Origin of the sequence: Geomonas paludis, assembly GCF_014193585.1 — a bacterium.
Lineage (GTDB): Bacteria > Desulfobacterota > Desulfuromonadia > Geobacterales > Geobacteraceae > Geomonas > Geomonas paludis.
The window spans coordinates 15,035-28,640 of record NZ_BLXY01000001.1; the positions used below are offsets into that span (position 1 = coordinate 15,035).

Below are 13,606 nucleotides of genomic sequence, written 5' to 3' on the forward strand. Positions count from 1 at the left end.
CCTTGAACGTTGAACCGCTTTACTCAATGGCCATGAAGCGGCAGGCGTCGTAGCAGGACTTGCACTTGGTGCAGTTTTCCTTGATCAGCTCGGCGACCTCGCCCTTCTCCCACTTGATCGCGTTGGACGGGCAGGCCCTGAGGCACGCGCCACACTTGACGCACTTCTCGGGGACCACCTGCCACAGGAGCAGCTCCTTGCAGGAGTTGGAGGGGCAGCGCTTGTCCTGGATGTGCGCCTCGTACTCGTGACGGAAGTACTTCACGGTGGAGAGGATCGGGTTCGGGGCCGTCTGCCCCAGACCGCACAGGGATGCCTTCTTGATGGTGGCGCCCATCTCCAGCAGGGTGTCGATGTCGGCCATCTCGCCGCGACCTTCGGTGATGCGCTCCAGGATGTCGAGCATCGCCTTCAGGCCGATACGGCAGGGAACGCACTTGCCGCAGGACTCCATCTTGGTGAAGGTCAGGAAGAAGCGGGCCACGTCGACCATGCAGGTGGTCTCGTCCATGACGACCAGACCGCCGGAACCCATCATGGCGCCCGCCTTGATCAGCGAGTCGTAGTCGACCGGGGTGTCGAGCACCTCGGCCGGGATGCAGCCGCCGGAGGGGCCGCCGGCCTGAACGGCCTTGAACTTGCGGTTGTTGGCGATGCCGCCGCAGACCGAGTAGATAACGTCGCGCACCGACATACCGGCCGGAACCTCGACCAGACCGGTGTGCTTCACCTTGCCGGTGACCGCGAAGATCTTGGTCCCCTTGGTGGTGTCGGTACCTAAGGATGCGTACCAGTCGGCGCCCTTGTTGATGATGTGGCGCACGTTGGCGAAGGTCTCGACGTTGTTGATGTTGGTCGGGAAGCCCCAGAGACCCTTGACCGCCGGGAACGGCGGACGGGGACGCGGCATGCCGCGCTCGCCTTCGATGGAGGCCATGAGGGCGGTTTCCTCGCCGCAGACGAACGCGCCGGCGCCCTTCTTGATCCTCATGTCGAAGTCGAAGCCCCAACCCTGGATGTTCTTGCCCAGGTACCCCTTCTCGTAGCAGGTGTCGAGCGCCTTCTGGAGACGGTCGATGGCCAGCGGGTACTCGGCGCGGACGTAGACGTAGCCGGCGTCGCAGCCGATGGCGTAGGCCGCGATCATCATCCCCTCGATGACGCAGTACGGGTCACCTTCGAGGATGGAGCGGTCCATGAACGCGCCCGGGTCGCCCTCGTCGGCGTTGCAGATGAGGTACTTGTGGTTGCCCGGGGAAGCGGCGCAGAAGCTCCACTTCATGCCGGTCGGGAAGCCGCCGCCCCCACGGCCACGAAGCCCGGATTTCTTCACCTCGTCGATGACTTCCGACGGCTTCATCTCTTTGACACACTTCTCGATGGCCTTGAAGCCGTCCTCTTCGAGGAAGGCGTCGATGCGCTCCGGGTCGATCTGGCCGCAGCCGGTCATGACCACGCGCATCTGCTGGTCGACGAAGGTGTTGTAGTAGGCTTTCGCCTTCTTCTTCTCGATGACTTCGTTGGCAACGATGTGCTGGTCGAGGATCGCCGCGACGTCCTCGGGCACCACGAAGTCGTAGGTGACCCTGCCCAGTTCAGGGGTGATGACGTCAACGAGAACGTCGTTGGCGCACAGGCCGCGGCAGCCGGTCTTGACCACGTCGCAGCGCTTGCCGACCTGGGCCACGATCCCCTTCTCGGCTATCAGCCTGGTGAACTCGGCCTCGACCTGCTTGGCGCCGGCCGAGATGCCGCCGGTACCCTGACAGATAAGTATTTTGATTGCTGCGTTATCGCTCATGACAAAAGGTCCCCTGCAGAGAAATTGACGTTGCCGGCTACTTCATCGGCCGTGCGTTGTAGGTTTCAATGATCTCGTCCACCTTCTGGACCGTCATCTTGCCGAAGGTGTCGTCGTTCACCATGGCCAGCGGCGCCATGCCGCAGGCGCCCAGGCAGGCCACTTTCTCGAAGGTGTAGCGCAGGTCGGCCGTGGTCTCCGCGTGCCCGATCCCGAGGCGCCCGAAGAAGGTCTCGGTGATGCGCTCCGCCCCCTGTACGTGGCAGGCGGTACCGACGCAGACCCTGATGATGTAACGGCCGCGCGGCTTCAGGTGGAACTGGGCGTAGAAGGTGAGGACGCCGTAGATCTGGCTCGGGTAGACGTTCAGCCTCTCCGCCACCAGATCGATGGTCGGTTTCGGGACGTACCCGTAGGCGTCCTGGATACCCTGCAGGACCGGCATGAGGTTGCCCGGCAGTGTCAGGTACTTGTCGATGACTTCGTTGGCCTCGGTCAGATCGATTTCTTCGGCCGGAATTTCTTCGGCTGGAGCGTTAGACATTTACCCCATCTCCTTTACTTGTTGATTAAAACTAACGGTCAATTTCGCCAAGTACGATGTCTAGCGTTCCGATGATGGCAACCAGGTCGGCCAGCATGGAGCCCTTGGCCATCTTCTCAATGGCGGAGAGGTTCACGAATGACGGCGGGCGGACCCTCATGCGGTACGGCATGTTGCCGCCGTCCGACACGATGTAGTAGCCGAGCTCCCCTTTCGGGTTCTCGACGGCCATGTATACCTCGCCCTCGGGGACCGGGAAGCCCTCGGAAGCGATCTTGAAGTGGTGGATGAGACCCTCGATGGAGTTGTACACGCTCTCCTTCGGGGGGTAGCAGACCTGCGGCGCGTCGGCCAGGATCGGTCCGGGCTTGAGCTTCTTCAGGGCCTGGTCGATGATCTTCACGGACTCGCGCATCTCGACCAGGCGCACCTTGTAGCGGTCGAAGGTGTCGCAGTTCTCGCCCACCGGCACCTTGAAGTCGAAGTCTTCGTAGCCGGAGTAGGGGAGGTCGCGCCTGAGGTCGAAGTCGACGCCGGAGCCCCTGAGGGCCGGACCGGAGATGCCGAAGTCGATGGCGTCCTCTGCGGAGATGACGCCGTTGCCGATGGTCCTCTGCAGCCAGATGGTGTTCTTGGTGAGGAGCCCCTCGTAGGTGTCGAAGTGGCCCGGGAAGGTGTCGACGATCTCCTGGACCTTCTGCTCGAAGCCGGCCGGGAGGTCACGGGACAGGCCGCCCACGCGGAAGTAGTTGGAGGTCATCCTGGCGCCGGAGACCATCTCGTAGAGGTCCATCACCAGCTCGCGCTCGCGGAAGGCGTAGAGGAACACGGTCATGGCGCCGATGTCGAGGGCGTGGCAGGCGATCCAGACCAGGTGGCTCTTAAGACGGGTCAGCTCGGCCATGATCACGCGCACCAGCTTGGCGCGCTCGGGGACGTCGAGCCCGAGGAGCTTCTCGACGGCCAGCACGTAGCCCAGGTTGTTGTGCATCGGGGCCAGGTAGTCCATGCGGTCCGTGAGGGGCAGGGTCTGGTGATAGGTACGGTGCTCGGAGAGCTTCTCGATGCCCCGGTGCAGGTAACCGATGTGAGGGGTGATCTTCTGAATCACCTCGCCGTCCAGCTCTACTACGAGCCTGAGAACGCCGTGGGTACTGGGGTGCTGGGGCCCCATGTTCAAAGTCATTATTTCGCTAGCCATTGATCGCCTCTATTTTTTGGAAATGGAAATCGTCCCTGGTTTCGAACTGGATCCGTCTTACGACAGACGCCCTTTGTACGGCTCGCGGTCGGGTCCCTGGAGCGGGTAGTCCTTCCGGAGCGGGTGCCCGACCCAGTCGTCGGTCATCAAGATGCGCACCAGGTTCGGGTGGTTCTTGAAGGTGATACCGAACAGGTCGTACGCCTCGCGCTCGAGCCAGTTGGCGGTGTTCCAGAGCGCGGTGGCGGAATCGATGGAGCAGTCCGCCTCGGTCACCGGCGCCTTAACCCTGACGCGGTCCTTGTTGGGGATGGAGAGGAGGTGGTAGACCACCATGAAACGCGGCTCCTGACCCAGATAGTCGACGGCGGTAACGTCGGACAAGAAGTTGTAGCGCAGGTCGTCCCTCAGGCACTTCAGTACCTCGAGGATGCTCTCCTTCTTCACGGTCACCGTCACCTCGCCGCGATGCTCCTTGTATTCGAGCAGGGCATCCGCGAAACGCTCCTTCAGCTTCACTACAGCGCGATTATTTTCTGCCATGTCAGCCTTACCTTTCCCTTTGGTCGTTGTAGATTAAGCGGCGGGTTCGAGTCTTTCGCCCAAGCCAATGGAGGAACCGAAGGAGTTCTTCTCGTTGGCGATCTTGTCCTGGAGCTTCATGAGGCCGTAGAGGAGCGCCTCAGGCCGCGGCGGGCAGCCCGGGATGTAGACGTCGACCGGGAGAGCCTCGTCGATGCCCTGCACGACGGAGTAGGTGTCGAAGATACCGCCCGAGCAGGCGCAGGCGCCCATGGCGACCACCCACTTCGGTTCCGGCATCTGCTCGTACACGGTCTTGATGACCGGGAGCATCTTCTTGGTCACGGTGCCGGCGATGATGATGCAGTCCGCCTGGCGGGGGGAGGCGCGGAAGATGATACCGAAACGGTCCAGGTCGTGCTTGGCCGCACCGGTCGCCATCATCTCGATCGCGCAGCAGGCAAGACCAAAGGTCATCGGCCAGATGGAGGACTTCCGGGCCCAGTTAACCAGGCTGTCCAGGGAAGTCGTGATGATGTTGTCGCCCAGCGGCTGATTTACTCCCATTCCAGTGCTCCTTTTTTCCAAACGTAGATGTAGCCTACGAAGAGTATGACGATGAAGAGACCCATCTCGACCAGGCCGAACATGCCCAGGCGCTTGAAGAGGACGGCCCAGGGGTACATGAAGACGGCCTCGATGTCGAACAGGATGAAGAGCATCGCGATCAGGTAGAACTTGATCGAGAAGCGCTCGCGTGCGCTGCCCACCGGCTCGCAACCGCACTCGTAAGGTGCAAGCTTTACCTGAGACGGCTTCTTCTGGCCGATGAGCGATGAAAAAATCACCGAGCCCAGACCGAACAAGCACGCTATGACGACCAGCACCAAGATTGGCAGATATGCACCAAGCATCCCTTATCCTCCCGTACCACCAGGTTTGTTGTTAATTTCTTTCAAAACGCACGGAAATGCCGTATACTGCACGCTTCTCGACCCAACAAGCCCCGCTGCTTCCACCAGTTAGCAAGCGCTGCGCCTTCGAAAAAGTATACTGTATACAACATTGCGACCGAAAATTATTTCATTTCACCATCTTTGTCAAGCAGAAATTATCCAATTCTCCGGTAACCGTTTACAGAACCACGTATACTTTTTTTCAAATTGTATTACACCCTTAGGCCTTCCCCCCGCTGGCGCCTCCTCCACCCCCTCCGGCCGTATACGAGAAAATTTTTTAATCCTTGACAGATTATCCGCGGCTATGCTACCAGAGAGCCCGATAGTTAATAATTTCCAGCCAGTTAGGAGAACCCAGTCATGCAAAACAGCCGTTCGTCGCAACTCTTTCAGCAGGCGCTCAAATCCATCCCCGGCGGGGTCAACTCCCCCGTGCGTGCCTTCCGCTCGGTAGGCTCCGATCCGCTGTTCATAAAGAGCGCTGCCGGCCCCATGATTTTCGACGAGGACGGCAACGGCTACATCGACTACGTGGGTTCCTGGGGCCCGATGATCGTCGGTCACTGCCACCCGAAGGTGGTCGAGGCGATCAAGAAGGCGGCCGAGAGCGGCGCCTCCTTCGGCGCGCCCACCGAACTGGAGATCACCCTGGCCGAGATGGTGATCAAGGCGGTCCCCTCCATCGAGATGGTGCGCATGGTGAGCTCCGGGACCGAGGCGACCATGAGCGCGATCCGCCTTTCCCGCGGCTACACCGGCCGTGACAACATCCTCAAGTTCTCCGGCTGCTACCACGGCCACTCCGACTCCCTGCTGGTCAAGGCGGGCTCGGGTCTGGCCACCTTCGGCGTGCCCGACTCCCCGGGCGTTCCGGCCGATCTCGCCAAGCACACCCTGACCGCGACCTACAACGACCTCGACTCGGTGCGCGCGCTGGTGGCCGCCAACAAGGGGACCATCGCCTGCGTCATCGTCGAGCCGGTGGCGGGCAACATGGGCACCGTGCCGCCGCAGGAAGGGTTCCTGGAAGGTCTGAGGGAAATCTGCACCGAGGAAGGGATCGTCCTCATCTTCGACGAGGTCATGTCCGGCTTCAGGGTCGCCTACGGCGGGGCCCAGGAGCGCTTCGGCATCACCCCGGACCTCACCACCCTGGGCAAGATCATCGGCGGCGGCCTGCCGGTGGGCGCCTTCGGCGGCAAGAAGGAAATCATGTCCCAGCTCTCCCCGGCGGGCGGCGTCTACCAGGCGGGCACCCTCTCCGGCAACCCGCTGGCCATGACCGCCGGCATCGAGACCCTGAAACTGCTGCAGGAGCCGGGTTTCTACGAGAAGCTGGAAGAGAAGAGCAAGTTCGTGGCCGAGGGGATCGCCAAGGCCGCCAAGGACGCCGGCTTCCCGCTCTACTCCACCCGCGTCGGCTCCATGTTCTGCGGCTTCTTCTCCAAGGAGCCGGTGTACAACTGGGACAGCGCCGCCAAGTGCGACACCAAGGCGTTCGCCACCTACTTCCGCGGCATGCTCGAGGAGGGGGTCTACCTGGCCTGCTCGCAGTTCGAGACCGCCTTCGTGGGTGCGGCCCACACCGAGCAGGACCTGGAGAAGACCATCGCCGCAGCGGCCAAGTGCTTCAAGGCCCTCTAGGCCGACCTCTTCGGCTTCGCGCAAAAACAAAAAGGCGCCCGCGTTTACCGCGGGCGCCTTTTTTCGTGATGATCCCACTCCCTGCCTTCAGGTTTCAACCCAAAGACAGAGGCAGAAAGGCTGAATTTTTAACGCAATGACGCAAAGGCGCTGAGAGAAACGAAACAAACTGGCGAGCCTAAACGGAGACGAGCCTCCTGCGCAGCGCGATCATCTCCAGGCTCAGTTCGGCCATCACCGCGACGCGCTGCAGCTCGAAGGCGCCTCCCCCGAGCCTTCCGTGGCTGTCGTGGGCACAGATCACCGCCGCGACCTGCCCGCCCAGCGTCAACGGGACCATCAGCGCAGGAGCCGGAAGTTCTCCGCCCATCGCCTGCAGCAGCGCCCCCTCCGCTCCGGCGCTGACTTCGCCCAGGAACATGTCGCGCTCCCGCACCACCCGCTGCAATTTGGGCGCCTCCTCCAGGGAGAGCGCGCAGCCGCTGAAGCCGGGCACCGGTTCGCCGGCGGCCACCGCCTGGACGCCGACCAGTTGGCCGTTCTTCAGGCGCACCAAAGCCCCGCGGTCGAATTCCCCCGCCACGTAGCAAAGCAGCGCCTGGACCACTTCCGGTTCGACCGATGCCGCCGCCAGCCGGTCGGCCAACTCGGGAAGCGAAACGCGTTCCGGTTGCACACCGTCGCTGCCGTCGGCATCCAGCACGGCAGGCTGCAGGTCGGGGGGAGCGAACTTGGAGCGAACTCCTCCCTGCACCGGAATGTAGCGCACCGGGCGCTTGATCCCGTAGCAGCGCTCCAGTGCGATGGTCAAGCGCAGTTCCGAGCAGACGCGGGGGATGATCACCAGCCCGGTGATGAAGCCGATCTCGTCGATGGCCTTGAAATCCGACGGGTCGGACATGGCCAGCACCAGGCGTTTGCCATCCAGGGCCACCGGCAGCACACGGTAGCGCTCCACCAGCTCCAGCGGCAGCAACTCCAGCACGCTTTGCGGGATGGCAGCCAAGAGGTCGTGGTCGACGCAGGGGACGGCAAGCTGCTCGCTCAGGACCCGCGCCAGTTGATCCTCTTCCACCAGCCCCATCTCCACCAGGTTGGTCCCCAGCCTGCCGCCGTAGATCGTCTGGGCGTTCAGCACCTGTTCCAGCTGGGAAGCGCTTAACGCACCAATCTTCATCAACATCTCGCCAAGGCGTGCGGCCATGTCACACCTCCTCCGCCCGGCGCCGCACCGACGTCGGCGACAGGGGCTGTAGGATGAAGTCGGAAAAGCCTGGGTTAGACAACGCCAATCATTCTACAGGGTCGAGCTCTGGGCGCAACGGGCATGGGGCGATGGGAGCATTCCAGCTTCCCCCTTTTGCAAAGGGGGATTGAGGGGGATTTGACGCCTGGGGCAGAGTGGATGCCGGGGCTAGCTCGGCTAAATCCCCCCTGCCCCCCTTTAACAAGGGGGGAACGTGAGGGGGCGGGCAGCGCTTCGTGGGCAACATGCTCCTTGTCCCTTTGATTCTTCGCATGAAGCAAAGAAAAGGGGCGCCACCGGTTCCGGTGGCGCCCCCTGTCATGAAAGTGGTTTGTCCTGCTACAGCTCCCCCCGCCAGCGGCTCATCCCGCCAGCGCCGGAGAAGAACGGAGGGTCAGGCGGTCTGGATCTTCCTGCGCAGCGAGAGCATTTCCAGGCTGAGCTCGGCCATCACCCCCACCCGCTGCAGTTCGAAGGCGCCGCCGCCGAGCCTCCCCTTGCTGTCACTGGCGCAAATGGCGCCGACTACGTGCCCCCCAAGCGACACGGGGAGGAGCAGCGCCGGCGCGGGGAGCTTCCCGCCCATGGCGCGGACCAGGGTCCCCTCGGCGTCGCCAACGGCAAATTCGCAGATCACCAATCCCTTTTCCTGCACCATGCGCTGCAGATGGGCCATCTTCTCGATCTCGGCCTGGAAACCGGGGAAACTCTCGACGGGAAGCCCATCGGCGACAGCCTGGACCCCGACCGCCATGCCGGACTTCAAACGCAGGAAGCCGCCGCGGTCGAACTCGCAGGAGATGTAGGAGATGAGGGCCTGAACCACTTCCTTCTCGCTGCCGGCACCGGACATCATGCCGGCCAACTCCTTGACCGTTACCTGGTCGGAGAACGTCGGCTCGCCGACCGGGCCGATGTCACGCCCTTCGTACGCAGTATAGGAGGAGCGGGCCTCCATCCTGGTGCCGGCTTCGAAGTTGGTCCGGATCCCCCCTTCAACCTGAATGAAACGGGTGGGGCGGTTGATGCGGTAGAACCTTTCCAGGGCGAGGTTCAGCCGGACCTCGGGGCAGATCCTGGGCTTGATGACCATGCCGGTTACGAAACCGATCTCGTCCAGAGCCTTGAAGTCGTGCGGGTTGGTCATGGCGAGGGACAGCCTTTTCCCCTCGACGGCAATGGGGACGACCCGGTAGCGTTTTATCAGCTCGAGCGGCACCAGGCGCAACACCTGGTCCGGGATGGCGGAGAGTTCCGCCGGCTCCACGCAGGGCGCTCCCATCTGCTCGCTCAGCACGTGGGCCAGTTCCTCTTCGGTGACCAGCCCCATCTCCACCAGGTTGGTGCCGATCCTGCCGCCGTAGATCACCTGGGCCTGCAGCACCTGGTCCAGTTGAGCCTTGGTAAGCGCCCCCACCTTGAGCAACATCTCGCCAAGCTTTACCGACATCGGTTACCTCCTTAAGCACGTGGCTCGTGTTCAGAAAACCTTGCATCTGGAACAGGAAAATTGGCGTATTCTACTTAAGCGCGACTGATGACGCAATCAACTTCTGCAAGGGCGGGTAAAAAGTCCGTCTGCTGCGCCCGTCCCAACAGCGATCGCCCCTTGTTGGCAGCGGCACCGGCGTACTGATACAATGGCAGAAGCGGGCAAGGCAAAGCGGGCAGGAAACACGGGATGTCGCGATAAATCGTTATTTTTGTTGAGCGCAATCTTGGAAATTAATTGACATTAGCACCGGGGACGTGCTATTTAGCCTTGGTTTTCTACCCGTGATTTGTATACGGGAAAGAGGACACACAGTTATGGACCAGGAAAAGAAGAACCTGCTCAGGACACTGGGCATGGTCTCCACCATGGGGATCTCCTTCGCGGTGGCCATTGCCATCGGCGTGTACGTCGGTCTGAAGCTGGACCAGTGGCTTGGGACCAAACCGTGGTTTTTCTTCATTTTCCTCTTCTTCGGCATTGCGGCAGGCTTCCGCAACATTTTCATATTAGCGGGCAAAGAACTGCGCGATGGCGGAGACAAAGATAAACGAGAGTAACATCTTCTCCTGGCTGGTCCGGGGGAGCCTGCTGCTGACTGCCGTGCTCGGCGCGGCGGGCGCGCTGCTGATCTCGCCGAGGTTCGGCGCTTCGCTGTTCGCGGGAGGATTGCTGGCCCTGGCCAACTTCTTCTGGATCCGGGCCGGGCTGGAAGCGGCGCTCAGGATGCAGCCGCGCAACGCATCACGGTTCGCGATACTGCGCTATGTGTTACGGTTGGCCATCATGGCCGCCTTTTTGTACCTCTTGATCGTAGTCTTGAAGGCCGACATCTTCGGCCTGGTGATCGGGCTTTCCGTCCTTGTTTTGAACATAATCGCTTTTTCGATATATTTGTCGACCCGTAAAGGAGGCTAGCTGCATGGTTCATCCGTTTCTATTCCTTCAGTTTTTCCGTGAGTTGCTGCACCCCCTCGGTTTCTCCGAGGCCAGCGCTGACGCCGTCGTTTATACCTGGCTGATCATGATCGGCCTGGTGCTGCTGTCCATCGTGGCCACCAAGAGGCTGCAGGCCGTTCCTTCCGGCGCGCAGAACTTCATGGAAGTCATCGTGGGCGGCATCGAGAACATGCTGGTCGAGACCATGGGCGAACACGGCCGTCCGTTCTTCCCGCTGGTCGCGACCCTGGCGCTGTTCATCCTGGTCTCCAACCTGATCGGCCTGATCCCGGGCTTCTTCCCGCCGACCGCGAACATCAACACCACCGCGGCCTGCGCGGTCGTCGTCTTCATCACCACCCACATCGTGGGCGTGAAAGAGCACGGCGCCGGCTACATCAAGCACTTCCTGGGCCCCATCGCCTGGCTGGCCCCGATGATGTTCTTCATCGAGGTGATCGGCCACCTGAGCCGCGTGATCTCGCTGACCCTGCGTCTCTTCGGTAACATGAACGGCCACGAGCTCGTTCTGATCATCTTCTTCGGCCTGGCCCCCTTCATGGTGCCGCTGCCGATGATGCTGATGGGCGTGCTGGTTTCCTTCATCCAGGCCTTCGTGTTCATGCTCCTGGCCATGATCTACATCCAGGGCTCGCTGGAGCACGCGCACTAAGAAGCAGATTAAGACTAAGATTGAGCTTAAGAAAAGCCTCTACTTAGTCTTAATCTTTATTTCTATCTCGACTTTTAATTCCTATACTATTTAGGAAAAATACGCAGCAAAGGAGAAACAAATGGAATTCTTTACTATGTGTGTACTCGCAGCAGGCATCGGCATGGCTCTCGGCACCCTCGGCACCGGCATCGGTCAGGGTCTCGCAGTTAAGAGCGCAGTCGAAGGCGTTTCCCGTAACCCGGGCGCTTCCGGCAAAATCCTCACCACCATGATGATCGGTCTGGCGATGATCGAGTCCCTGGCAATCTACGCCCTCGTCGTTTGCCTCATCATCCTCTTCGCTAACCCGTACAAGGATGTGGCTCTTGAGCTGGCTAAGGCTGTCGCGAAGTAATTAGCTTCCCCACACGGGAACGGAAAAGGGCGTGCCGCAAGGTACGCCCTTTTTTTATTGCCGGATGGCAAAACAAAGCATCACCACAGAGGGCACAGAGGTACACAGAGGTCGCGGAGGAAAGGCTTTTTTTTGGCACCAATTGGTCCACCCCCCTCGCCCTTTGGGAGAGGGGCAGGGGTGAGGGGGCAGCGCCCTCACCCGGCCTTCGGCCACCCTCACCCGGCCTTCGGCCACCCTCTCCCGCCTGCGGACCGAAGCCCTACGGTGGGCGAAGGCCCGGAGGGCGAGGGTATGGCACGGTGCTGCTACACGCCCCCCTCGCCTTGACATTTACTTTCCGCTATGAAATAGTCCGGGCTATGAAAATCATAGCCGACATGCACACTCACACCCTCGCCTCGGGGCACGCTTACTCCACCATCAACGAACTTGCCAACGCCGCCGCCCAGGCGGGGCTGCGTGGACTGGGAATCACCGACCACGGCCCCGGGCTTCCCGGCGGACCGCACCGCTACCACTTCTGCGCCATGCGCTTCGTCCCCCCCACCATCGCCGGGGTCAGGATCTTCCGCGGCATCGAGGCCAACATCCTTGACCACTCCGGCAGGCTGGACCTGGAACAGGACGTCCTCGCGACGCTGGATTACGTAATGGCCGGTTTCCACGAGGACTGCGGTATCTGCGGCCAGGACCGGGACCGCAACACCAAGACGCTGCTTGCCGTCATGGAGAACCCGCTGGTGAAATGCATATCCCATCCGGGGAACCCCATCTTCCCGCTCCACTACGAGGAGGTGGTCATGGGGGCGCTGGCTACCGATACCGCCTTGGAACTGAACAACTCTTCGCTGGCCTCGGTGAGCCGCAAGGGGAGCAACGAGAACTGCGCCGAGATCGCACGCCTGTGCGCCAGGATCGGGGCGCGGGTCATGATCGGGAGCGATGCGCACATCTGCCAGGGGGTGGGGGTCTTCGACCAGGCGCTGCAACTGGCGGCGGAGGCGGGGATCGCGGAGGGGCAGGTGGTCAATGCTTCGTGGGAGAGGTTGCTGGAGTTTATCGGCGCCTGCGAGTAGGCGCAGGGAACCGTCCGGAGGGGATGGGGGAAAGGCGGGCGAATGATTATTCGCCCCTACAAAAACCTAAAGGGGCGCCGGCTGCGGCGCCCCTTTTCTTATTCTATACGGCTCTCTTGCCGGACATGGAGTAGGCCAGGACGGCGAGCCCGGCAAAGAGGAGCGGGATGCCGGCCATGGCCGTCGGAGTCAGGTGCTCCCGCAGGAACAGGATGCCCAACAGGGCGGCGACTAGCGGTTCGGCAAGGGAAAGGGTGACTGCGGAGGCGACCGGCACGCTGCGCAGCCCCATGGCGAAGAGACAGTAGGAGAGCGCAGTGATGACGACGCCGAGGTAGAGGACCACCAAGGTCCCGCGCGGGGTGGCGACCCAGGTGATATCGGTCAGGAACAGTACCGGCAGGAGCAGGAACGCACCCAGGCAGAAAACGACCGCCATGACCGCCTCCGAGGTACGCCCGGGGAGCAGCACCTTGATGGCCATGGTGTAGCAGGCGTAGGAGGTGCCTGCGCCGAGAGCGAGCAGGACACCGACGACATCGATGGCGACACCTCCGCCGCCGGTCACCAGCAGGCTGCAGCCGGCAAGGGCAAGGACCGTTGCAATGCCCCACGCACGTCCCGGGCGTTCGCCGCGGATGATGAAGCCGAGAATGCCGGCGATGACGGGGGAACTGCCGATGGCTACCAGCGTGCCGACGGCCACGCCGGTCCGATGCACCGCGGTGAAAAAGGTAAGTTGGTAGATGGCAACGAAACCGCCTGCCGCCAGGGTGCCCCAGAAGGGCCAGCGCCCTTTGCCAAGGCCACCCCTCAGTAAGGCAAGGATCATGAGGGCCGCGCCTCCCACGATGAGACGGAAGGCGCCCACGCTCATGGGGCTGACGCCGGCAGGGGAGAGGGCCTGGGCGGTGCCGGAGGATCCCCAAAGGGTGGCGGCGGCTAGTACCAGCAGGGCGCCGCCTGCGGCGCTGGTGGTTGCCGGGGCGGCGGCGGTGGGTTCGGGTGCTGTGGTCATGGTAGGCTTTCTCGGTGAACCAGTCGGACTCTGACTTGTCGGACTGGTGGGACTGGTCGGACCGGCCTGACTGGTGAAGCGCGATTCAACG

15 protein-coding genes are annotated in these 13,606 nt (G+C 62.0%); 6 read left to right on the forward strand and 9 right to left on the reverse strand.

The genetic code is table 11. The features are described 5' to 3' along the window. Positions 1-19 precede the first annotated feature (19 nt). From nuoF to H7687_RS00090, 6 genes are read right to left on the reverse strand one after another with little or no spacing between them, the layout of a single operon-like run. A complete protein-coding gene (gene nuoF, locus H7687_RS00065; protein ID WP_183343833.1) occupies positions 20-1,801 on the reverse strand; it encodes an NADH-quinone oxidoreductase subunit NuoF in 1,782 nt (593 codons plus the stop codon). Between the two features lie 37 nt (positions 1,802-1,838). Beyond that, on the reverse strand, positions 1,839-2,345 hold the full coding sequence (nuoE, locus tag H7687_RS00070) for an NADH-quinone oxidoreductase subunit NuoE (RefSeq protein ID WP_183343835.1): 507 nt from the start codon (positions 2,343-2,345) through the stop codon (positions 1,839-1,841). Positions 2,346-2,376: 31 nt separating this feature from the next. Next, the gene (nuoD, locus tag H7687_RS00075; RefSeq protein ID WP_183343837.1) at positions 2,377-3,546 is read right to left on the reverse strand and encodes an NADH dehydrogenase (quinone) subunit D; all 1,170 of its coding nucleotides are present in this window, start codon (positions 3,544-3,546) and stop codon (positions 2,377-2,379) included. A 57-nt stretch (positions 3,547-3,603) separates the two neighbouring features. Continuing rightward, positions 3,604-4,089 carry an NADH-quinone oxidoreductase subunit C gene (locus tag H7687_RS00080; RefSeq protein ID WP_183343839.1) on the reverse strand — a complete coding sequence of 162 codons (486 nt, stop codon included), beginning with the start codon at positions 4,087-4,089 and terminating at the stop codon, positions 3,604-3,606. 33 nt (positions 4,090-4,122) lie between these two features. Further along, entirely contained in the window at positions 4,123-4,635 is a 513-nt protein-coding gene (locus tag H7687_RS00085; protein WP_183343841.1) for an NADH-quinone oxidoreductase subunit B, read from the reverse strand. Beyond that, on the reverse strand, positions 4,626-4,982 hold the full coding sequence (locus H7687_RS00090) for an NADH-quinone oxidoreductase subunit A (protein WP_183343843.1): 357 nt from the start codon (positions 4,980-4,982) through the stop codon (positions 4,626-4,628). The genes H7687_RS00085 and H7687_RS00090 overlap by 10 nt, the downstream gene beginning before the upstream one ends. 405 nt (positions 4,983-5,387) lie before the next feature. On the opposite strand from H7687_RS00090, the gene hemL reads away from it, so the two are divergent. Further along, entirely contained in the window at positions 5,388-6,671 is a 1,284-nt protein-coding gene (hemL, locus tag H7687_RS00095; RefSeq protein WP_183343845.1) for a glutamate-1-semialdehyde 2,1-aminomutase, read from the forward strand. Positions 6,672-6,849: 178 nt separating this feature from the next. Here hemL and H7687_RS00100 read toward each other — a convergent pair whose 3' ends face one another. Next, a complete protein-coding gene (locus H7687_RS00100) occupies positions 6,850-7,875 on the reverse strand; it encodes a GspE/PulE/PilB domain-containing protein (RefSeq protein WP_183343847.1) in 1,026 nt (341 codons plus the stop codon). A 436-nt stretch (positions 7,876-8,311) separates the two neighbouring features. Then, positions 8,312-9,367 carry a GspE/PulE/PilB domain-containing protein gene (locus H7687_RS00105; RefSeq protein WP_183343848.1) on the reverse strand — a complete coding sequence of 352 codons (1,056 nt, stop codon included), beginning with the start codon at positions 9,365-9,367 and terminating at the stop codon, positions 8,312-8,314. A gap of 359 nt (positions 9,368-9,726) precedes the next feature. Here H7687_RS00105 and H7687_RS00110 point away from each other — a divergent pair, with 359 nt between their 5' ends. The 5 genes from H7687_RS00110 to H7687_RS00130 all read left to right on the forward strand — a co-directional run bounded on the left by H7687_RS00110 (position 9,727) and on the right by H7687_RS00130 (position 12,497). Continuing rightward, positions 9,727-9,969 carry an AtpZ/AtpI family protein gene (locus H7687_RS00110; protein ID WP_183343850.1) on the forward strand — a complete coding sequence of 81 codons (243 nt, stop codon included), beginning with the start codon at positions 9,727-9,729 and terminating at the stop codon, positions 9,967-9,969. After that, positions 9,941-10,327 (forward strand): ATP synthase subunit I, encoded by a 387-nt coding sequence (locus tag H7687_RS00115; RefSeq protein WP_183343852.1) that lies wholly within the window; start codon positions 9,941-9,943, stop codon positions 10,325-10,327. Before H7687_RS00110 ends, H7687_RS00115 begins: the two co-directional genes overlap by 29 nt. Before the next feature lie 4 nt (positions 10,328-10,331). After that, complete coding sequence (gene atpB / locus H7687_RS00120; RefSeq protein WP_183343854.1) at positions 10,332-11,021, forward strand: F0F1 ATP synthase subunit A; 690 nt, start codon at positions 10,332-10,334, stop codon at positions 11,019-11,021. A gap of 121 nt (positions 11,022-11,142) precedes the next feature. Beyond that, positions 11,143-11,418, forward strand: coding sequence for an ATP synthase F0 subunit C (gene atpE / locus H7687_RS00125; RefSeq protein WP_183343855.1), 276 nt, complete (start codon positions 11,143-11,145; stop codon positions 11,416-11,418). 362 nt (positions 11,419-11,780) lie between these two features. After that, positions 11,781-12,497 carry a phosphatase gene (locus H7687_RS00130; protein WP_183343857.1) on the forward strand — a complete coding sequence of 239 codons (717 nt, stop codon included), beginning with the start codon at positions 11,781-11,783 and terminating at the stop codon, positions 12,495-12,497. Positions 12,498-12,600: 103 nt separating this feature from the next. Here H7687_RS00130 and H7687_RS00135 read toward each other — a convergent pair whose 3' ends face one another. Beyond that, the gene (locus H7687_RS00135; RefSeq protein WP_183343859.1) at positions 12,601-13,515 is read right to left on the reverse strand and encodes an EamA family transporter; all 915 of its coding nucleotides are present in this window, start codon (positions 13,513-13,515) and stop codon (positions 12,601-12,603) included. Positions 13,516-13,606: the final 91 nt, after the last annotated feature.